The organism is uncultured Roseivirga sp., assembly GCF_963973945.1.
Lineage (GTDB): Bacteria > Bacteroidota > Bacteroidia > Cytophagales > Cyclobacteriaceae > Roseivirga.
In genome coordinates this window covers 398634-419666 of the sequence record NZ_CAXBBV010000001.1, presented here as the reverse complement: position 1 = coordinate 419666, position 21033 = coordinate 398634, and the positions used below count along the sequence as shown (strand labels likewise).

Here is a 21033-nt window from a genome sequence, read left to right as displayed (position 1 = left end):
ATCCCTGCTTTTTTTATGTCTAATAAAGTTGCGAATAAGTCTCTTATTATTACCCTACTGCTCGTTAGCTCTTTTGTTTTACAAGCGCAGAAGGTAGGCTTGGTGTTGAGTGGTGGGGCAGCAAAGGGCATTGCCCATATTGGAGTAATGAAGGCCCTTGAAGAAAATGACATTCCTATTGATTATGTAGTAGGAACTTCAATGGGGGCAGTGGTGGGTTCTCTTTACGCTGCTGGTTTTAGTCCAGAAGAGATTGAGGCAATTGTAACGAACCCTAACTTCGAAAATTGGATCAATGGAGTATCTTCAGAACGCTATCAATACAACTATACTAAATCGCAAGACGATGCTTCATGGCTAACCGTTGACCTTCTTCTAGACAAGAATTTTAAGGCCTCCATTAGTACCCCTCTGGCCAATGATATCATTATCAATTTTCTTTTAAATGAGTATTTAGGCCAAGCAGCACGTGCAGCCAATTATAACTTCAATAATCTTTTTGTTCCCTTTAAAGCAGTAGCTGCCGATATATTTTCAGAAAGCGTGGTAAAACTAGATACGGGTTCGCTGATGCAAGCCACACGCTCTTCAATGGCCGTGCCGTTCTTTTACAGGCCAATCAAATTTCAGAATCAATACATATTTGATGGAGGCGTATATGATAATTTTCCTGTGGACATTATGAAGGAAGATTTTGGCCCTGAAGTAACCATTGGGTCAAATGTGGCGACTAAGAAAACAGAATCTTATCCGTTTGATGCTGATGAAGAAATTCTGACCGATGCATTGCTCTTTCTCTTCCTCAATAAATCTGACCCTACTCAGCTAGACAGTACCGATATATACTTAGAACCAGAGATGAAGCCTTTTACGGCCATGTCGTTCGATAAAGTGCCAGAGTTAATTAAGGCCGGATACGATGTAACCATGAGCCAAATGGAAAGCATAAAGCAGAAAATTTCCAGAAGGGTAACACAGAGCGAGGTAGAATCAAAACGAACCGAATTCAGAGATAAATTTGAAGAGTATGAGTTTGGGGCGATTAAGCTATTTGGCTTTATGCCAAAACAAGAGTTACTGATTAACTCATTGGTTTCATTTAAAGATGGTCCTCTAGACTTACTTGAAATCAGGCAAGCTTACTTTAAACTACTTTCGGAGCCCTACTTCAGAAACATCTATATCAACTTTGATTACGATTATGAAAATGAGTTTTACGTACTAGAATTTTATCTAAAACCCACAGCCCGAAATGGGCTTTCAGTTGATTTTGGAGGGAACCTGTCTACAAGAAGTGTAAGCACACTCCACTTTGGTTTAACACTCAATACCTTTAACCGCTTCCTAAATTCTTATAAACTTAAAATTTCCACAGGGCGGTTTTACGAATCTGTTTACGTAGGTACTCGCTTTAACCTAAACCCACGTACAAGGCTATTTGTAGAACCTTCTTTCTTGCTAAATCAATGGGATTACGTTAATACAGATGACTTTTTTGATGAAAAGGCCAACCCAACAATTTTAAATAGAATTGATAGAAAATTTGGCGCTACAATTGGCTTAGGGTCGGGTCAACGGAGCGTATTTACGGCTGAAGCAGCCTATGTAAGAAACTCAGATAATTTTAGCAACATCTCTAATGTTTCGATAAACGAGACCTTAGACCATACAAAATATGAGGCGTTTAAAGGAAAATTCAGTTATGAGCGGAATAGCCTCAACGCAAAACAGTTTGCCACCTCGGGAGTACGGTTCTATACATCAGCAAATGTGCTGTTGGGCCATCTTGCTTACACCCCAGGAACTACTTCTGTTTTACATAGGCCAAATGAAATAACCACTTATACCGAAGCTAAGAATTGGCTTGCTTTGGAACTGTATTTTGAAGAATACAAGAAAATATCTGAGGATTACCGCTTTGGGTGGAAATTCGAGTCAGTATATAGCAGCCAACCCAACTTTATGAATTATCAGTCCAGTCTAATATATTCCACCCAGTTTAACCCTATGTTCGATTCGGAAACCTATTTTTTACCAAATTATAGAGCCTACAGCTATGTAGGAGCTGGAATGATCCATTCCGTTCGTTTGGCCAATAGTCTGTTTTTAAGAGCCGAGCTATATGGGTTTAGCGCATACAACAGGCCTCAGCAAATAGCGGGACAACAGGCACAAGACAAAAGAGGCTTTGATAACATACGCCTCTTAGGAATGACAGGCTTAATCTATAATTCGGTTTTAGGGCCGCTTACCTTTCGTGTGAATTATTTAGAAAACCCTACTTCAAGTTTAGGGTTGTCGCTTTCATTCGGGTATATGATATTCAATCAAAGATCAATTGAGTAGTGAAATGGCTATTTGCTTTGTGTAAATATTCATTTACTTGTTATAATTGGTTATAATTGAACCTCAATTAACTTGTGTGTTTCCACTTCTATGAGAATTGTCTTTTGTGCGCTTCTTTGGGTATTGTGCTTTTCGGCAACCTATTCCCAAACCACAGTCCAGTGGGCTTCTCGCGTGATTGACTATTCTTCCGAAATCTCTGAACTTCAGGGTTCTGCAAAACAAGTGCTCGGCAAACCCAATGTATTACCCGCAGGAGGCGACAACCCAAGTTCCTGGTCCCCCTTTAATCCCAATACTGTTGAATTTGTTAAAGTGCAATTCGATCTGGAAATGCCTGTTGAGCAGATTGCTATTGGCGAAACCTTTAACCCTGGAGCCATAAGGGAAGTTTTTTTGTATGATGATGATGACAATGAGTACTCTGTATTCAAACAAACCCCGGGGCCTGTGGGTGAGCCGCATAGGATGTTCAGGATTTTTCTAGATAAAACGCCTTACAATGTCAAAGCAGTTAAGATAGTAATTGATGGAAGGTCGGTAGACGGGTTTACGGCCATTGACTGTATTGGTGTTTCCAACTCACAAGAACCAATAGAAGCAAAAATCAACCTCATGCCTAATATTAATACCAAACTGATGGTGTATAGGCTGAATGATTTGGTGAATAGCACAAATAGAGAGATCAAGCCTTTGATGACCAAAGACAAGAAAACCCTTTATTTTAGTAGAAGAGGCCACCCCGATAATGTAGGAGGAGAGGATGATCTGGAAGACATTTGGTACTCTGACTTTGACTCAACCACGCTAGACTGGGGACAAGCCAATAACATTGGAGATGTACTCAATAACCCTGATCCCAATTTTATAAGTTCGTTTTTGCAAGAAGATGAAGAGCTTATTATTCTTGGAAATAAGTACTTACCTGGTGGTATGAAGTATGGTATTTCCAAAAGCCAAAGGGTATCGAAAACCGAATGGACTAAACCCGAAAACCTTAAGATTTTCAATGACATTAACGTTCATAGAAATGTGAATTTCTGGCTAACACCAGACAGTGAAATTCTTCTTATATCTGAAGAAGGGAGAGGAACAGAAGGAGGAAGGGATTTGTATGTAAGCTTTTTACAAAAAGATGGTTTATGGACAGAGCCATTACATATGGGACCTGTAATTAACTCTGCTGGCGAAGAAGAAGGGCAATTTTTAATGCCAGATAAGAAAACCTTGTTTTTCACTTCTGAAGGACATAGTGGCTATGGTAAGAAAGATATTTTTGTAACAAGGCGTTTGGATAACTCTTGGACAAGCTGGACAGAGCCAGAGAATTTAGGTCCAGTAATTAATACTGAAGTAGACGATATGTTTTTGTTCATTCCACATGATGGATCGTTCGCCTATTTCTGTAGAGAAGTAGAAGGTAATGATTTGGACATTCATTCTTTGACATTGCCACTAGTAACGCGCCAACTAAGATTAGTAACCCTTTGTGGAACAATTCTAGACCCCGAAACACGCGATCCGCTGGATGCCGAAGTTGTATTTTCTAGGTTGAGAGATGGAGTGGAAGTAGGCCGAGTAAGAACAGATGCCGCTGGAAATTACTGTATTGAGTTACCAGCAGATGAAATTTATAGTTATAGAGCTGAAATACCTGGCTTTATCCCTGTAGGTGCTACTATCGACCTATTGGATATTTCGGAAATCAATGTGTATGCTGTAACGCTCGATAAACTGGATCTTGACAGTGCCGATTTGGCTACTGGCGAACCGATTAGTGTTCCAACCGATATTATGAAAGCTGTGGCCATTGACCTTGCTCTACCACAAATTAAGAGAGATACTTTTGAGCTTTTAAATGCACAGCGCAAGGAGTTAGGTCAAGCACCGATCGAGTCTAATGCTTTGGTAAGTGGCGTTCAGGTGCCAATAATAAATATAAATGCGCAAGTAGTGAAGGCAGCCCCAGGCGCCTCGTTTATTATCCGAAACGTATTCTTCGATTTTGACAAAGACTTACTCAAACCCAAATCATGGACAGAAATTCGGAACCTTGCTAAGTTCATGAATGACTACCCAACAGCCATTGTAGAGTTGGCAGGCCACACCGATAATTATGGTACACCTGAATACAATATAGATCTGTCGCGAAGAAGAGTAGAGGCTGTTCGTAAGGCGCTTGCTACTTTAGGAATTAAAGAAGACAGACTTCAGTTTGTTTGGCATGGAGAAGATGTTCCAATTGCTACTAACCGTACCGTAATGGGTAGAGCACTCAACAGACGCGTTGAGTTTACCATTATAAGTATGTAGAGATAAGCCTAGAACTTTTCTCTTATTGCATTTAGCCTCTTAACAAAATCATTCTATTTACGATTTGCGAAACTCGATTAATGTAAAGTTAATGGGGCTGAAAACTAGGTCGAGGTACTTTCTGCCAGTTTATTTGGTTCGACTGATCTTATTCTCTCGAATGTGAGAAATGTAGTTTTTTAAGGCGTTTTGTTTTACCTCTCTGGTCAATCCTTCACTATAAAGAATCTCGTTAACTAGTAATTGCATAAGTTGTTTTATTCTTACTGAAGGGTATAATTCGTGAGATTGCTCACTCTGTTTTAATGCAGTAATTAATTCAGTATTCTTAAAACTTTCAATGGCTTTATTATAATACTGTAAACCCGCCAGTTCCTTTAAGCCTATTCGGTTATTAATTACAGAGGTTTGCTCATTACTGTTTAATGAAGCTACGGCCGTCATACTTTGGTTCACAACTGATCTCTCGTTATAACCGCTCAAAGCTTTATCAATGTCTGTTTTATTAGCAATAAAACCTCTTGAGCCTAAGGTGGATTCAAAAATGAATTTTGAGTTCTCGTTTTCTACTAATAAATAAATATGATCTGAAAGTTCGATGGCTTCAAAATTGAAATCAAAATGAGAAAGCAAAAGCGAATACAAAATGGTACCTGATAAACAACCATAATTGTGATCGAGCATTGTTTCAGAAAAGTCTGCGTATAGACTATATCTTCGAAGTGTTTTTCTGTTAGTTTTTAAGAATAGTTTGCGCAGAAAGGCATCATCATCCGTTTCTTTCTTTCTTATAACCTCCAAACTCTCAATGAGTTCGGTTAAGTTTTGATTGGCTTTTACTTTTTGATCTCCCTCAACATCCGTTAGAAACATGCTGGCTTTGTCTAGCGTTTCAGTCAACGAATTATTATTTACAGGAGTTTGAGCATATAGGCCAAAGTGGAGAAACCCCACTAATACTATTAACCATATGTCTCTTCTTATTTTCATTGTGTAAGTGTAAAGCTACAAGTTTGTAACGCCATTTGGTAACATTAAGTTAACATTGAGGTAACATAAATACAAATTACGTAACATATGATTTATGTTACAGTAATTTTAGTAGGCCAATTTGCCACATCAATCAAAGCCTTGTTGTTATAATTATGGTTGTGGATTCCACTTAAATTCCACTTATTGGCACTTTTAGAAAAAACCGAAGATTTATGGCCAAGGCTCCTGTTAAGCTTGTAAAAAGCATAAGATCATATCGTCAAATCCACAAAACGCTTGGCTTGTTCATTGTGCTTTTTCTAATCATAAGTTCGATTACAGGCTTGATATTGGGCTGGAAAAAAAATATCGATGTTCTACAGCCACCAACACAGAGCGGTGAAACACTCAATATTTCAGAATGGCACCCTGTTCATCGGTTAGCCGAAGTTTCGCTTCAGGCTGTGGATAGTTTGGGGCTAAATGCATCTAATTTCGATAGGATTGAATACAGACCCACCAAAGGAATTGCAAAAGTAATCTTCGATACAGGAAGTTGGGAAGTTCAGGTAGATGCTAAAACTTTGGAAGTCTATTCTGTAGCGAAAAGAAATTCTGATTGGATCGAACAGATTCACGATGGCAGCATAATTTCCGAACTATTTAAGGTTATTTCTATGAACGTTTTAGGTATTGGTCTTTTAGTTCTTTCTATATCAGGCATTTGGCTATGGTATGGCCCAAGAAAAATCAGAAAACTCAAATCCTAAAGTTTCAATATTAATTAATAGCGATTTTTATAACATCAAGGCTTCTTCTTAGTTAATTATCTACTTTTGTAGTATTAAAAACTAAAGTTGTATGAAGCGCTTTTTTAAAATTGTTCTCGGAATATTTCTAGCCATATTTTTATTGTTACTGCTCATTCCTGTCTTTTTTAAAGATAAGATCAGGGATAAAATTGTATCAGAATTTGATAAGAATACAGAGGCCACTTTGTTCTTTGATATTGATAAGTTTGGACTTTCACTCATTAGAAACTTCCCTGATTTTACAGTCAGCTTAGGAGACTTCGGTATTATTGGCAAAGGTGTTTTTGAAGGCGATACGCTTGCCAGTGTAGAAAACCTTGAGGCTCAAATTAATCTGAAAGAAGTGCTTTTTGGAGATGCCATAACGATTAAAGGAGTTAGCCTAGAATCACCCGATATCACCATTATTGTTTTAGAGGATGGAACTGCCAACTATGATATAATGAAGGCAGCAGAAGATGTTGAAGAGGTTGTGACCACAGAGTCAGAAGCCTCGGTAAACTTTGGAATCAATAGCTTCTCCGTTTCAAACGGTGATTTCATTTACTTCGATCAGTCTTCTCAAGTCTTCACGCAACTTAATGGAATCAATATTTCTGGGAAAGGCGATTTTGCCGAAGACATTTTCGATTTAGTTGCCAAAGGAAAGATAGATGCAGCCACTTTTGCTTATGATGAAACTGAGTATGTGACCAATAAATCGGTGACTTTGGACTTGGTGATGAGCATGGACCTGCCGAACATGAAATTTACTTTCAAAGAGAATGAGTTCTTGATCAACGAATTCCCTTTAGCTGCCAATGGCTCATTTACCATGTTCGATGATGCCTACGGTATGGATCTTTCGTTTAGTTCTCCTTCATCTGAATTCAAAAAGATATTCTCGTTAATTCCAGGAGCATATACCGAAAGTTTTGATGATGTTAAAGCTGCTGGTAATGTGTCATTTAGCGGAATGGTAAAAGGCCGTTACTCTGACACCGAAATGCCAGCATTTAACTTGAACCTTAACATTGAAGATGGGTCGGTTCAGTACCCAGAGTTACCAGAGGCAATAAACAATATTCAGTTAGCCTTAAATGTAGACAACCCAGATGGGGTAATAGAAAACACGGTGGTTGACCTTAAGAAAATGCATGTTGACTTTGGAAAGAATCCGTTTGATGCTCGATTGAAAGTGGCCAATCTTAAGGATTACCCTATTGATGCCGATGTAAAAGGTACTTTGAATTTGAAAGACCTTAATAGCATGTTGCCAATAGAGGGGCTCATGTTAGATGGAATTTTAACTTTGAATGCTAAGGCCAGCGGTAAATATGATAGCATACAATCCATTATTCCTACGCTAGATATTACTATGAACTTGAAAGACGGTTTAATCCAGTCTACCGAGTTCCCTATTCCCCTCGAGAAAATCAATGTAATGGCTGAAGTGATCAACCCAACGGGCAAGATGAAGGACACCAAAATCAATGTTTCCAATATGGATTTCATGATGGACGGACAACCTTTTCAGGCCAAGTTGATGCTGCAAAACCCTGATAACTTTGAATGGGACGCTACCGCGAAAGGAACGATTGACCTTGAGAAAATATTCAAAATCTATCCAATGGAAGGCGTTCAAGCCTCTGGTATTATCACCGCTGATTTGAGCTCGAAAGGAAAAATGAGCGACATAGAGAACGAGCGTTATCAGAACTTAGATACCAAAGGAGCTTTGAGCGTGAAGAACCTTGTATATGCCGATGAAGCCATGGGCAAAACATTTAAAGTAGCTTCTGCCAATACCACTTTCGATAAAAGTAGCATTAACCTAAATGAACTGAATGGTTCGGCTGGTGAAACTAATTTTAGTGCCACGGGTAAAATTGAGAATTACTTGGGATTTGCCTTAAATGAAGGAAAGTTAAAAGGAAACTTGAATGCTTCGGCCGATGTGCTGAATGTAAACGAATGGATGTCCGAATCGGAAGAAGAGGTGGTAGATGAAGAGGGTGAACCAATGGAAGTAGTTAGAATTCCTGAAAACGTAGAATTCATCATGAACGCCTCAGTCAATAAAGTAATGTATAACCAGCTTGAGCTTAAAGAGGTAAAAAGTGGCTTGGTAGTAAAGGATGGGAAAGTAGCCCTTGACAACGCCAACATGAAAACCCTTAATGGTACGGTTGGTTTACAAGGCTCTTATGATAGCAAACCAGAAAAGCCACTCTTTGCTTTTGGGTTCAAAGTAAAAGAAATTTCAATTCCTGAATCGTTTCAAAGCATTGAGATGATCCAAAAATTAGCGCCAATTGCTGAGAAAATGCAAGGATTATTGTCAACGGATTTTTCAATGGCAGGAGCCTTAGGTGCAGACATGATGCCTGATTATAGCACACTTTCTGGCAGTGGTGTATTACAATTATTACAAGCAAGCTTAGATCAAGATTCTAAAATAGTTACAGGCTTGACCTCGCTCACCAAACTTCAAAAACTCTCTACTTCAACTTTAGACAGAGTAAAGATGTCGGCAGAAATTAAAGACGGTCGACTGTTCGTGAAACCGTTTGATGTGAAACTTGGTGATTACAAAACCACAATTGCAGGCAGCACAGGTATTGATGGCTCGATTGATTATACCCTGGCCATGGATGTTCAAGCAGGACAAATTGGTACACAACTCAATGGTTTGGTTTCTCAAATCACAGGTAGTTCAGCAGCTACGAGCAGCACACTGCGATTGAACATTGGTATGAGCGGAACATACGCTAAGCCTGAGTTTGGTTTGCGAGGCGTGGGAAGTGGTGATGGCACGGACATGAAGAGTGCAGTAACGGCTTCTGTAAAAGCCAAAGTGGACGAAAAGAAGGAAGAGGCAAAGCAAGAAGTGGAGGCCATGGTAGAGCAGGCGAAAGATTCTGCCAATCTGGTTTTGGATGCAAAGAAAACCGAATTGAAATCTAAGGCAGACTCATTATTGAAAGCCCAAAAAGATAGTGTGGCCTTGAAGCTAGCAGGTAAACTAGGCGTTAAAAAAGATACTACAGATCAAAAACTTGAAGACGCTAAGAAGAAAGCCGAAAGCGTTTTAAAAGGCTTACTGAAAAAGAAGAAGGGTAACGGGGGCAATGAAGAATAATTTCTGAGGCCAACTGTAACATTTTACTCAATTCTATCATCTTAACAATAAGTCGCTTGAACTACGGGCGACTTATTGTTTTAGATACACAAAATTAATAATCTGATAAACAGCAGATTAAGTTGCGTGTGTCGGAATTGTTTAAAATTGTATTCAGATGAAAGCATACCCCCACATAGACTTAGGCACTGGATATGTTCAGGTTTCTAAGTTACCCTTTGATCAAGTTTTTAAACTTCGCGAATGGCTTCCCCAAACCAGCTTTGTTAGGCTCAATATGGCGGATGAAGTTTTAGACGATTGTGTTCAATATTCAGAATATGAGTATTGGTTTGATTTCCAGTATTCTAGAACTCACGAATTAGAGTACGAAATTTAATTATCCCAAAGTTCGTTCGGAACAATTTCTAGAACATTGCCATCTGGGTCTTCAAAATAGAGGGAGTATATATCATCTCTCCAATGATGTTCATAGGTAATGGAAATTCTCAAATCCATTAGCTTCTTTTTCCAATCTCCGTATTCCTTTTGAGGAATTCCAAATGCCATATGTTGCTTGCCTTTGGCAAAATGAGGAGGCAAGGTTTCTTCCATTTTACTTACTTCGGGCAGAAAGCAAAGCAACATACAGTTACCTACTTTAAAAAATATATGTCTGCCATCAACTTTGGCTACAACTGGCAACCCAAGTTTGGAATGGTAAAAATGCGCTGTCCTATTTAAGTCAGAAACATAAAGGCAGGTTTCTTTTATATGGGATAGGTTCAAATCAGCCATTCCATTTGGCTTATTTTTTCCAGCCTTTAGAAGCTAATTCTTCTACACTATCTTCTACCTTTTTGCGCATTTCGGTTTTGTACGACTTCAAGTTTTTAGCTACATTTTCGTTAAAAGTACCTACGATTTGAGCGGCTAAAATACCTGCATTTTTTGCTCCGTCAAGCGCAACAGTTGCAACAGGCACACCGCCTGGCATTTGTAAAATGGAAAGAACAGAGTCCCAACCATCAATAGAGTTACTTGATTTAACGGGCACGCCAATTACAGGCAAAGTGGTTAAGGAAGCCACCATTCCCGGTAAATGAGCAGCACCACCAGCGCCAGCAATAATTACCTTAAGACCATTTTCAATAGCTTTTTCGGCATAGTCAACCATTCTATGTGGTGTGCGATGTGCGGACACAATGGTTACCTCGAAAGGCACACCCAACTCTTCTAACACAGAGGCGGCATCAGACATTACACGTAAATCTGACTGACTACCCATTATGATTCCTACCAATGCCTTGCTCATGCTTTTATCTTTAGTTCTGCTTTTACGAAATTAACTTTTTCCTTCAAACCTTCTATGTTGCTTGCTGTAATCGTGGCGTGCCCCATTTTGCGGTGAGGTTTGGTAATTCTTTTTCCATAAAGGTGTACATGAATGCCTTCTTGACCCAGTACATTTTCCATTCCTTCATACTTGGCAGGCCCTTCAAAGTCAGCTTCACCCAAAAGATTAACCATGGCGGCAGGCTGTACAATTTTGGTGCTGCCCAAAGGCAAGTTTAAAATGGCTCTTAGGTGTTGTTCAAATTGAGAGGTTTCGTTGCCTTCAATGGTTTGATGACCACTGTTATGAGTTCTTGGTGCTACTTCGTTCACCAATATTTCCCCTTCTTTTGTCAAAAACATTTCAATGGCCAATAAGCCTACCATATTTAGCTTACTGATTAATGTTTTGGCAATTTCTTGAGCTTTGTCTTCAATACTTTGGCTCACTATGGCCGGAGAAAATAGGTATTCAACAAGGTTCAATTCTGGATGAAAAACCATTTCTACCATAGGAAAGCATGTGACCTCACCTTTTTCATTTCTGGCTGCGATTACGGCTATTTCTTTTTCGAAAGGAATAAGCTTTTCAACAAAACCGGGGGCATCAAAAGCTTTATCTAATACCTCTTCGGAGCGAATAACTTGCACTCCTCGGCCATCATAACCACCAGTGGCCAGTTTGTTTACAAAAGGAAGAAAGTCCTTATGCTTTGCAACATCGGCTTTAGATTGGGTTTCAATAAAGTCGGCAGTGGGGATACCGTTTTCCTTGTAGAATTTTTTCTGAAGTGTCTTATTTTGAATCAACTCAATGACCTCAGGCTGCGGGAATACTTTTTTCCCTTCTTTAGCCAGTTGTTTTAAGGCTTCGGTATTTACGTTTTCAATCTCAATGGTAATTACATCTTTGTCTTTACCAAAATTGTAAACAGTGTCAAAATCGGTGAGTTTTCCGTGAGTAAACGAAGCGGCAATCTCTTTACAAGGTGCGTTTGCGTCAGGGTCTAACACATGCACATTAAAGTTAAAATCTATGGCCGATTGAATCATCATTCGACCCAACTGACCTCCTCCTAAAACCCCTATCTTAAAATTAGAATCAAATACCGACATGCTTGTTTTTAATGGAATGCGGGCAAATTTAATCAATAATTTCTATTCCCATTTTTTGCATAAGCTTAGTTGCATTAAAGCTTTTACAAAGACCTGGGGTTAGGGTATAATCAAAGATGATATCGTCATTTTCAATTACACTATTAAAGCTATAATTCTTAATGCCTTGAAGCTCTGTCGTTATTCTCCCAAGGGTTAAATCATGTGTAGAAACAAAACCAAAAGCGTATGATTTATTCAGTTGCCTTATCAGCGCAATAGCTCCAGTATGTCGGTCTTCTGAGTTGGTTCCTTTTAACACCTCATCAATCATAAAAAGTGTTGGTACTTCAGGATTAATAGAGCCCAAAAGCTGTTTTAATCTTTTCAGTTCAGCATAAAAAGAAGAAACACTTTCTTCCAAGTCATCCTGAGTACGCATACTTGTAAACACCTGAAGCTTAGAGATATTCATGGATTCGGCACAAACTGGCGCCCCCATTAGTGCCATAATCGAATTCACTCCCACAGTTCTTAAGAATGTACTTTTACCACTCATGTTTGATCCTGTAATCAGGCAGATTCCACCCTTTCCAGAGAAATCAAAATCATTGCTCACTCTCTTTTTTGCGTTGAGCATAGGGTGACCCATCTGCGTAGCTTTTATCACAAATGGTTCTGTTTCAATGGTAGGAAAAACTGCCGTTGGATTTGAAAAGTAAAATGCACCAAGGCTGTTTACCGTTTCTATTTCGCCAATGGCCTCAAACCAAGATTGAATATCTTCTTTTGTTTTCTCTCTCCATTTTTCCGCTCTTAATAACCAGTAGATATCTAAAACAAAAAACATGTTAAAGATATGATACATCATGTTAGCGCGGTTATGTAGGTTATCCAAAATAAACTGTAGCTGGTTGATTACCACTGAAGCGTTTTGACCATCTGTTTGAAGCTTGTTTTTTAGGTCTTTCATCAATGGAGATGTCAATTCTTGCTTTTCGATCCAAGCAATTTGAGCTTCGTAGGCCTTGAGTATTTTATTACTGAAAATGGTTTTCTGAAATACGTCTCCCGCATACTTAAACACGGTTGCTAAAACGCCAATATTTATAAACACTACCAAAATAGGAAGCCCAATGGCGACTACACCTGTAGATGCAAGAATTACGGAGGTAACAGAAAGTAGTGGAAAGAAGAAAATAGCTAACCTGTAAAATGTTTTTGTTAAAAGGACATTGGGCTCTTTTATCCAAGAAAGTAACGGCTCAATGTTTGCCTTTTCTTCATTGAAAGCCCTTCCGCTCGCCTGAATATTCTGCCTCCAGTCTATTAATGGAGCAACTTCCTTAGCAGCTTCTTGTCTTAAAAGTATTTCATCTTTATTGGCCGGAGTACTTAGCCAATTTGCCATCGTTACTCGACCAAAGGCTGTAGAAGCTCTATTGATTAATTGAAATAGAGAGTGCCTGCCAAAAACATCAAGATCAATATGATATTCATGAAGTGGGTTAATAAATTCGGCTCCATCATCTAAGGAAGAAAGTTTCATCTCTAACCTATTGAGCTCTTCTTCATTTACCTTGAGTAAGGCTTCCGTGAAGTCAAGTTGTTTCTTAACAGCAGTATGTTTTTTTAATAGATAAAAAAAGAGCACAAGAAACCCAATGGCCGTTATGGTTATTCCCTGTGTTACTTTAGCATTTGCGAAAATTGTAATTAGAATGATTACCGCAAAAAAGGAAGAGACCCTAAGCCAAGCTAAAGAAAGCGACCTTTTTTTTAGTGTGTTAAGTGTAAGGCTAAACTGCTCTGCTCTTTCTTTAAAAAGTTTTTCCATTTTGTTGATTATATAATTTGACTAAGGCTTTTGATAAGATGCAGAGCGTAATGAACCATTCTTACCAAATAAGACGTATTTAGTTTCAAACATAGACAGCACAATTTATACTTTGGCCAAAAATGTCAATTAATTAGTATGAGAACACGTGAATTCATTAGAATTTGTTTTTTCTTTTTATCTTCAACGCTGCTGAAATTCTAACCGAGTGTCGTTAAACGAAAATCAACTTCTTGCTGCATTTGCTAAGGGCGATAGACTCGCTTTTGAGCATTTATTTAAAGAGCATTACAAGGGCGCTTGTCGATACGTTTTCAGGATTCTTCGTGATGAAGATACCTGTGAAGAAATTGTGCAAAGTACTTTTGTAAACCTGTGGGAAAAGCGGGAGATGATTAAAGAGGATATAAATTTTAAATCTTACCTGTTTAGAGCGGCTTACAATACTGCACTCAATTACATTAAGCATGAAAAGGTTGTTAACAAGTATGTAAACAACAAACAGGAATCTATTGAAATTAGTAAGCAGAACTATGTAAGCCACCAGCCCGATTTTGAATTACAAAAACGAATTGAAGATGCTTTGGACAGCTTGCCTCCTCAGTGTCAGAAAGTGTTTAGAATGAGTAGAGAAGAGGGGCTTAAATATCATGAAATTGCAGATGAACTAGGTATTTCTAAAAAGACTGTTGAGGTACATATGGGTAAAGCACTTAAGATACTAAGAGGTTACCTTCAAGATTACATGATCTTTTTTCTACCACTGGTCTTTTTTTTATAAGGGAATAAATCGTCAGGGTTGTTACATTAACTGACAGAAAGAAGGAAATAATGGAAGAGTTAATGGCCAAGTATTTGGCCAACGAACTAAACGCTAGCGAACGAGCAGATTTTGAATCTCAATTGATTCAAAATGAGCAATTAAGACTCGATTTAGAGGCTTATGCGAATGTGCTCGATATAACAAGTACCGAGAACAATGATATTTTCGATACTAATTCCGCATGGAATAAAGTGAACGGGCTTACAAAAGAGACAAAGGTTGTTAAAATCGAAAGAAGTAATTTTAGCTTTTTAAAGATTGCTGCTTCTTTACTGGTAATAGCTGTTGCCGGATATTTTATCTATAATTCTACAAATTTATCGAGCGTTGACGGCACTGAGCTGGCTTCGGTACCTCACGGAATTAAAGAGTTTACTTTACCCGATGGATCGGTTGTAAAATTAAACGCCAATGCTAAAATCACCTTGTCTAAGCATTTCGGAGATAGTAATCGTAATTTAGTTTTAAAAGGAGAGGCGAATTTTGATGTAGTTCGAAATGAGGATATGCCTTTTATTATTGAAGCTGGAAACAGTACGGTAAGGGTTTTAGGCACTAGTTTTAATTTGACTACTGATTCAGATGAAGGTGTTGAGCTAGACGTTACTGAAGGCTTGGTTGAATTTTCTTCAACAGTTACAGGAGTAAAAGAGCAGGTTGCTAAAGGGCAAAGCGCGAAACTGGATAAATCGGGAAAAATTCTTCAAAAGAATGAAATGAAGGACGCTAACTTTAGTGGTTGGTGGACAAGAAAACTAGAATACGATGCTACTCCTCTAAGTGAAGTATTCAAAGATTTAGAAGATACCTATTGGGTGAAAATTGACTATAACGAGGCCATTGGAGCTTGTCCTCTTACTACTACCTTTCAAGGAACATCCATTGAGGACGTTATAAAAATGATTGATGCCACTTTCCCAGAAATAAAACTTATTTCCTTTAAAGAAAACCGAATAAAATTAGAAGGAAAGGCCTGCGATCATTAAATTGTTGCATGCTCAGGGGATTTCTGATTTCCATCTACGCATTTTGGTGTATAAACGCACAGGCGCAAGAAAAGTCCGATTCAATTTTGGACTTGGAATATGTTATTGAATTCGATAATGTAACGCTAAGTGCCGCATTGCGCCAATTGAATCGGCAGACGCAAATCAATTTTTCGTACAATACTATGATCATTCCGAAGATGGATAAATTTTCGGTGATGTACGATAGTGTTTCATTAAGATCAATCTTAGAAGATATTTTGTCTAAAGCCAACCTCTATTTTAAGGAGGTGAATGGAACGGTTGTAATTCTGAAACAACCAACTACCGACAGGTTAATAAAAGGGCAGGTGTTAGATGCTGAAACTCAAGCCCCCCTTCCTTATGCCAATGTGTTTATTGATAATAGTACTTTTGGTGTAGCTACAAATCGCGAAGGCTATTTTGAAATCAAGAACATTCCTTACATCGCTTTTAACCTAGTAATTTCTTACGTTGGGTATCAACCAAAAACAGTTCCTTTTAATTACGAACAACCATTAGATAATAGCATGTTTATTATTGAAATGAATGTTGCCGAGGTTGATTTGGAACCCGTTGAAGTATCGGCTAAGAAGACTAGAAAACAGAGAAAGAGTGACCGAAGGTTGTTAAAAAGGTTTGAAGAGGATTTTTTAGGTAGAGACAGTAATGCCAAAGATTGTAGGATTGTTAACCCTGAGGTACTTGATTTCTTTGTGTTGGACTCTCTGAACAATTATGAAGTAACAGCAAACGATAAGCTTTATATTGAAAACTATGCCCTAGGCTACGCGGTAAGTTATATTTTAGAAGAATTTACCTTTATTAATGGTACCAAAACCTATATAGGAAAGGCACAATTCTCAGAGCTTGAGCCTAAATCTAGAAAGCAAAATACCAAATGGGAGGAGGCTAGAGGAAAGGCATATTATGGGTCGGTTAATCATTTTTTAAATTCCTTGATTCAGGGCAAAGTTGCCGAGGAAGGGTTTTTAGTAAATACAGTACAATTCGATTCTGTTACCTCAGAATACAGTACCCCTCTGAACCCAGCCAAGATATCTGAAATTGTAAGGCTAGAGCCGGGCGAAAAAGACTTGGAGTATAAATTGATTGCTTCTTCAGATATAGAAATAACCTACACAAAAGGGTTTGAAGACGAAGAATACAAGAAGCTTTTCAGAAGTAAATCAAAGAGCGGAAACTACAAGTATACAGATCAGAAGTCTAGGTCTACAATTTCTTTGAGCAACGATCAGAGCCTTACCAGTTACCAAGTAGTGGGGATGGACATTAGTGATGTTCCATTGTTCCAAAAATCGGTAATCCTTTTTCAGGAAGATGATCCGCTCGTAGCTTTCCCAGGCTATTTTAGTAGCAAGCGGGCAGCCTTATATTTAGGCTGGTGGACATGGGGTGGCTTTTCAGTAAAGTTACCTTTGAACTTCAGACCCAACGAACAAGAGCAAAAGTAGCCTAGTCATTAATTAGGCCGCATAGTTCTTTCAAAGGCTAAAGGGAAAGAACCATGCGTATCCAACAATCAATTCAGACCTTCTAAGAGAAAATATTATAGGTGATAAGTGCTGAAATATAGGCAACGGCAGTCATATAAATGGTTTGGATGATTGGCCATTTCCACCCTTTGGTTTCTCTATAAACAATTGCCAACGTGCTCATACATTGCATTGCAAATGCATAAAACACCATAAGTGAAAATGCTACTGCAGGTGAATACATTGGCTCACCAGTTTCAGGGTTCTTTTCTTCCCTTAGTCTTTCACGAATAGTTATTTCATCGTCATCGCTAGCGCCAATACTGTATATAGTGGACATTGTGCCTACGAAAACCTCTCGCGCAGCAAATGAAGTGATTAGGGCTATCCCTATTTTCCAATCGTAGCCAAGTGGGCGAATGGCGGGCTCAATAATCTTACCGAACGATCCTGCAACGGAGTATTCAAGTTTATAGGAACTTAAGGCAACTTCATATTCTTCTTGAGACGCATTTGCTCCAATATTTTGCCTCACATTTTCTTCTGCATTGCGGAAGTTCTCATTAAAGCCGTATGATGCCAAAACCCATAATACAATTGATATGGCAATGATTATTTTTCCCGCTTCGAGAACAAAGGTTTTAGACTTGTCATAAATAGTAAGGCCTATGTTTTTCCAGCTTGGTATTTTGTAGCCAGGCAATTCCATAATGAAATAGGACTTCTGAGTACTCTTTAAAATAAGCTTCATTATATAAGCCGAACCAATGGCTGCTAAAAAACCCAAAAGGTATAGTGCCTGAAGTACCAAACCTTGAAGGTTAAATACACCAAGCACTTGTTGTTCGGGAACTACTAAACCAATTAGAATGGCATAAACAGGTAATCTGGCTGAGCAACTCATAAATGGAGTTACAAATATCGTGATGAGCCTATCCTTCCAGCTGTCAATATTTCTGGTAGCCATAATGGCTGGAATAGCGCAGGCCATTCCACTGATTAGCGGAACTACAGACTTTCCATTGAGCCCAACTTTCCTCATGAGTTTATCCATAAGAAAAACGGCCCTAGACATATATCCGCTCTCTTCTAAGAGAGCAATAAAAGCAAATAGAATAGCAATTTGGGGTATAAATACCAGCACGCCAGCGAGTCCGGCCAAAACTCCATCGGTAATTAAATCAGATATGATTCCTTCAGGAAGTATGTCTTTTACCCATCCGCTAAATTCAGCTATTGAACCCTCAATGAGGTTCATTGGCCCTTCGGCCCAAGCGAATATGGCTTGGAAAATGAGCATTAATACAGTAAAGAAAATGAGGTAACCAAAAACAGGGTGAGTAACCACTCTGTCGATTTTTTGACTTACCGATTTATGAAGCGGATCTCGCGAGTTCTTAACATTTCTATCTACTATGTCAGAAATAAGCTGATACCTGCCTAAAGTTTCTTGTGATTGCGTGGGTACATCATAAAACCCATTTTCATCTTTTATTTTCGCAATTCTTTCTTTCTCGTCTTCCGTTAGAAAATTCAACCTTACCGATTGCTGAGCATATTGATAGGCACGGTAATTTTCAGTCAGATCAAACTCCGTTTTTATAACATCTATTGTTTTCGGAGCAAGGTCATATATATCATAGAAGGGTCGCTTGCTTTTTACTAAGGGCTGGCTCAGGGCCTCTTTTAGAGCTGCAATACCATCGCCAGAATGAGAATTGGTAGGAATAATTTTTACGCCTAAATCAATCGAGAGACCTCTTAAGTCGATATTAAGTTTCTTAAGCTGTGCTACATCCATCATGTTGAGCACTAAAACCAACGGAATTCCTAAATCTCTGATTTGAGTGAAGAGAAGAAGGTTTCTTTTAAGGTTTGAGGCATCGGTAACTACAATTACCTTGTCAGGATATTGCGGATGGGCAGGATCAAGTAGAATATCTTGAACGATCTGTTCATCCAATGTTTTAGGATAGATACTGTAGGTACCAGGGAGGTCAATAATTTCGGCAGTCGAGCCATCGGGTAGTTTTGAGAAACCCGATTTCTTATCTACAGTTACACCTGGAAAGTTTCCTGTTTTTTGATTTAGCCCAGTAAGTAAGTTGAAAAGTGTGGTTTTTCCAGAGTTAGGATTCCCAACAAGCGCAATTTTAATTCTGTTCGCCTTTGTCATGCCCTAATCTTCAATCATGATACAGGCCGCTTCGTTTTTTCGGAGCGATAAGCAATAACCAGATACACCAATGGCAATTGGGTCGCCAAAGGGAGCTATAAGATCTACAGAAACCTCTGTTCCTGGTAGGCAACCCATTTCAATGAGTTTTACAGAAAGAGAATCATCATTAAACCCTTTTATAATCCCTCTTTCGTTTTTTTTCAGTTCTGCTAGACTTCTCACGGCTCTATGCTTATTTAGATTAATTATAAACAGCCGCAATTTACTAGAGCCAATGCTCATAACAAAATACTGATGCCTTTAAGGTTAATCTATTTTAAGAGGGGAGAAATAAACATTTATTTGGGGCTCAGAATCCATTTAGAATGTTTAAATGGTTGCCACTTTACCTTTGTAAGGTCAGTATCAGGGTCAATTATCGGGTGTCGTGTGCTTCCATTTAAAGAAACACTTGTGTTGGCATAAATCTCCACATCTTCAATTCCTTGTTTCGAATAATGTTTTTTCATCCATTTAGCCATTTGCCAAATCATATCCGGTTTAGATGCTGCGGCTGCCACTTGTTTGCTTGTAAAGAAGTCCAGAGGGTCTACTCTCCAATTTTCACCTGTTTCTGGATGCTTTACTTCAAAATCGAGGCTTCCATACTTTACCCTTAACATCATTCTCCATGCAAGTCGGTGGCCTTCTTCTGTCCAGAACACATCGCCTTTATAAAGGTGATGCCTTAGCGGCAGGTAAATCTGAAAACCAAAATAGGCTGCAAAGACTACTGCCAAGGCTAATCTGCCAGCCTTAAGTTTTGTTTGTTCATTATTTGAAAGGCCGATTAAAGTCTTTTTAGGGAAGAAGGTTTTTCTGATCGTTTCTGGTTTAAAAAAGAGTACCGTCATCCCAATCATCATGAAAGGAAAGATTCCAATTTGGAACACTACGGCATTGAACAAATGGAAGATTATTGAGGCGATAAAGGCAAGCACTCTTGTCTTCTTCCATAAAAGGAAATAAACAATGAGTAAATCGAAACCAATACCTCCATAAATAACAAGGTTCTGAAGCCACTGTTTTTGTAGAATGTCTCCTATTAGCCAATATTGTTTTTTAGAGCTTAACGCTACTTGAATAAAGTGCCCCTCAATCCAACCAGGGTAAATTTTGTTTAAAGCAGCAAAGGTGAATACAATCCAAAGCTGAATAATGAAGATGTTAATGCACCATCGTGGGCAGGTCATACTTACCACCGAACTCCATCTTTTGGCATCGAAAGAGGCATAGGCATGAGCTGGTACGCACAACATAAAAAGGCAAAGGAGAATAAGTAGATAGTAATGGTTATTGTAATACGATTTTTGCATCCAATAAACGAGAGTCCAAAGAATGGTAAAAAGACTCAGGCTTAGCCTGTATTTATAGCCTACCATAACGCATAAACCACAAATGACCATAAATGCAAAATAGACATACATCCCACTGCCTGGCAAAGGCTGAAGCCATTCTAGACCAATAAGTGTAAAGGTAAACTCGGGTTCAATAAGCACCTGTCTAACCCAGCCTGTGAGTATAGCGCCAAATGTTTCAGCGAAGATCAGAAAGCCAAAAATCATACGAAATAGAACAAGTGGAGAGTTGTCCACTGGATCGAATTGCTTTTGAATGATTTTGGAAAAGAAATTCAACATATTTCTAAGCTATACAATTTTGGAATTTTAAACAGGAAC

Annotated in this window: 16 protein-coding genes; 8 read left to right on the top strand and 8 right to left on the bottom strand. The window is 38.6% G+C overall.

Features of this window, described 5'->3' with window-relative positions; translation table 11 throughout:
* Window positions 1–15: 15 nt before the first annotated feature.
* Window positions 16–2346 carry a patatin-like phospholipase family protein gene (locus AAC026_RS01985; RefSeq protein WP_339694614.1) on the top strand — a complete coding sequence of 777 codons (2331 nt, stop codon included), beginning with the start codon at window positions 16–18 and terminating at the stop codon, window positions 2344–2346.
* Between the two features lie 90 nt (window positions 2347–2436).
* The gene (locus AAC026_RS01980) at window positions 2437–4659 is read left to right on the top strand and encodes an OmpA family protein (protein WP_339694611.1); all 2223 of its coding nucleotides are present in this window, start codon (window positions 2437–2439) and stop codon (window positions 4657–4659) included.
* Between the two features lie 129 nt (window positions 4660–4788).
* Here the strand turns inward: AAC026_RS01980 and AAC026_RS01975 are convergent, their stop codons facing one another.
* A complete protein-coding gene (locus AAC026_RS01975; protein WP_339694609.1) occupies window positions 4789–5649 on the bottom strand; it encodes a hypothetical protein in 861 nt (286 codons plus the stop codon).
* 215 nt (window positions 5650–5864) lie between these two features.
* On the opposite strand from AAC026_RS01975, the gene AAC026_RS01970 reads away from it, so the two are divergent.
* From AAC026_RS01970 to AAC026_RS01960, 3 genes are all read left to right on the top strand, one after another.
* Window positions 5865–6401: a PepSY-associated TM helix domain-containing protein gene (locus tag AAC026_RS01970; protein ID WP_339694606.1), complete on the top strand. Its 537-nt coding sequence runs from the start codon at window positions 5865–5867 to the stop codon at window positions 6399–6401.
* 91 nt (window positions 6402–6492) lie between these two features.
* Window positions 6493–9564: an AsmA-like C-terminal region-containing protein gene (locus AAC026_RS01965; protein WP_339694603.1), complete on the top strand. Its 3072-nt coding sequence runs from the start codon at window positions 6493–6495 to the stop codon at window positions 9562–9564.
* 157 nt (window positions 9565–9721) lie between these two features.
* Window positions 9722–9943: a hypothetical protein gene (locus AAC026_RS01960; protein WP_339608881.1), complete on the top strand. Its 222-nt coding sequence runs from the start codon at window positions 9722–9724 to the stop codon at window positions 9941–9943.
* Here AAC026_RS01960 and AAC026_RS01955 read toward each other — a convergent pair.
* From AAC026_RS01955 to AAC026_RS01940, 4 genes are read right to left on the bottom strand one after another with little or no spacing between them, the layout of a single operon-like run.
* Window positions 9940–10341: a VOC family protein gene (locus tag AAC026_RS01955; protein WP_339694600.1), complete on the bottom strand. Its 402-nt coding sequence runs from the start codon at window positions 10339–10341 to the stop codon at window positions 9940–9942. The two genes, AAC026_RS01960 and AAC026_RS01955, sit on opposite strands and share 4 nt — an antisense overlap.
* A gap of 10 nt (window positions 10342–10351) precedes the next feature.
* Window positions 10352–10858: a 5-(carboxyamino)imidazole ribonucleotide mutase gene (gene purE / locus AAC026_RS01950; protein ID WP_339694597.1), complete on the bottom strand. Its 507-nt coding sequence runs from the start codon at window positions 10856–10858 to the stop codon at window positions 10352–10354.
* On the bottom strand, window positions 10855–11994 hold the full coding sequence (locus AAC026_RS01945) for a 5-(carboxyamino)imidazole ribonucleotide synthase (RefSeq protein WP_339694594.1): 1140 nt from the start codon (window positions 11992–11994) through the stop codon (window positions 10855–10857). Before AAC026_RS01945 ends, purE begins: the two co-directional genes overlap by 4 nt.
* A 28-nt stretch (window positions 11995–12022) precedes the next feature.
* Complete coding sequence (locus tag AAC026_RS01940; RefSeq protein WP_339694591.1) at window positions 12023–13810, bottom strand: DNA mismatch repair protein MutS; 1788 nt, start codon at window positions 13808–13810, stop codon at window positions 12023–12025.
* Window positions 13811–14018: 208 nt separating this feature from the next.
* Here AAC026_RS01940 and AAC026_RS01935 point away from each other — a divergent pair, with 208 nt between their 5' ends.
* Genes AAC026_RS01935 through AAC026_RS01925 form a run of 3 tightly spaced genes read left to right on the top strand, consistent with a single transcriptional unit; the run spans window position 14019 to window position 17115 of the window.
* The gene (locus AAC026_RS01935; RefSeq protein WP_339694588.1) at window positions 14019–14591 is read left to right on the top strand and encodes an RNA polymerase sigma-70 factor; all 573 of its coding nucleotides are present in this window, start codon (window positions 14019–14021) and stop codon (window positions 14589–14591) included.
* A 50-nt stretch (window positions 14592–14641) separates the two neighbouring features.
* Window positions 14642–15619, top strand: a complete 978-nt coding sequence (locus AAC026_RS01930) for a FecR domain-containing protein (RefSeq protein WP_339694585.1) — start codon at window positions 14642–14644, stop codon at window positions 15617–15619.
* Window positions 15620–15627: 8 nt separating this feature from the next.
* The gene (locus AAC026_RS01925; protein WP_339694582.1) at window positions 15628–17115 is read left to right on the top strand and encodes a carboxypeptidase-like regulatory domain-containing protein; all 1488 of its coding nucleotides are present in this window, start codon (window positions 15628–15630) and stop codon (window positions 17113–17115) included.
* Between the two features lie 82 nt (window positions 17116–17197).
* Here AAC026_RS01925 and feoB read toward each other — a convergent pair whose 3' ends face one another.
* From feoB to AAC026_RS01910, 3 genes are all read right to left on the bottom strand, one after another.
* Window positions 17198–19312: a ferrous iron transport protein B gene (feoB, locus tag AAC026_RS01920; protein ID WP_339694580.1), complete on the bottom strand. Its 2115-nt coding sequence runs from the start codon at window positions 19310–19312 to the stop codon at window positions 17198–17200.
* A 3-nt stretch (window positions 19313–19315) separates the two neighbouring features.
* A complete protein-coding gene (locus AAC026_RS01915; RefSeq protein WP_339606084.1) occupies window positions 19316–19537 on the bottom strand; it encodes a FeoA family protein in 222 nt (73 codons plus the stop codon).
* 116 nt (window positions 19538–19653) lie between these two features.
* Entirely contained in the window at window positions 19654–20994 is a 1341-nt protein-coding gene (locus AAC026_RS01910) for an HTTM domain-containing protein (RefSeq protein WP_339694579.1), read from the bottom strand.
* Window positions 20995–21033: the final 39 nt, after the last annotated feature.

Bases quoted from the DNA above. Each gene is read 5' to 3' on its own strand.
- AAC026_RS01985 (WP_339694614.1), top strand. From the start codon at position 16: ATGTCTAATAAAGTTGCGAATAAGTCTCTTATTATTACCCTACTGCTC.
- AAC026_RS01980 (WP_339694611.1), top strand. From the start codon at position 2,437: ATGAGAATTGTCTTTTGTGCGCTTCTTTGGGTATTGTGCTTTTCGGCA.
- AAC026_RS01975 (WP_339694609.1), bottom strand. From the start codon at position 5,649: ATGAAAATAAGAAGAGACATATGGTTAATAGTATTAGTGGGGTTTCTC.
- AAC026_RS01970 (WP_339694606.1), top strand. From the start codon at position 5,865: ATGGCCAAGGCTCCTGTTAAGCTTGTAAAAAGCATAAGATCATATCGT.
- AAC026_RS01965 (WP_339694603.1), top strand. From the start codon at position 6,493: ATGAAGCGCTTTTTTAAAATTGTTCTCGGAATATTTCTAGCCATATTT.
- AAC026_RS01960 (WP_339608881.1), top strand. From the start codon at position 9,722: ATGAAAGCATACCCCCACATAGACTTAGGCACTGGATATGTTCAGGTT.
- AAC026_RS01955 (WP_339694600.1), bottom strand. From the start codon at position 10,341: ATGGCTGATTTGAACCTATCCCATATAAAAGAAACCTGCCTTTATGTT.
- purE (WP_339694597.1), bottom strand. From the start codon at position 10,858: ATGAGCAAGGCATTGGTAGGAATCATAATGGGTAGTCAGTCAGATTTA.
- AAC026_RS01945 (WP_339694594.1), bottom strand. From the start codon at position 11,994: ATGTCGGTATTTGATTCTAATTTTAAGATAGGGGTTTTAGGAGGAGGT.
- AAC026_RS01940 (WP_339694591.1), bottom strand. From the start codon at position 13,810: ATGGAAAAACTTTTTAAAGAAAGAGCAGAGCAGTTTAGCCTTACACTT.
- AAC026_RS01930 (WP_339694585.1), top strand. From the start codon at position 14,642: ATGGAAGAGTTAATGGCCAAGTATTTGGCCAACGAACTAAACGCTAGC.
- AAC026_RS01925 (WP_339694582.1), top strand. From the start codon at position 15,628: ATGCTCAGGGGATTTCTGATTTCCATCTACGCATTTTGGTGTATAAAC.
- feoB (WP_339694580.1), bottom strand. From the start codon at position 19,312: ATGACAAAGGCGAACAGAATTAAAATTGCGCTTGTTGGGAATCCTAAC.
- AAC026_RS01910 (WP_339694579.1), bottom strand. From the start codon at position 20,994: ATGTTGAATTTCTTTTCCAAAATCATTCAAAAGCAATTCGATCCAGTG.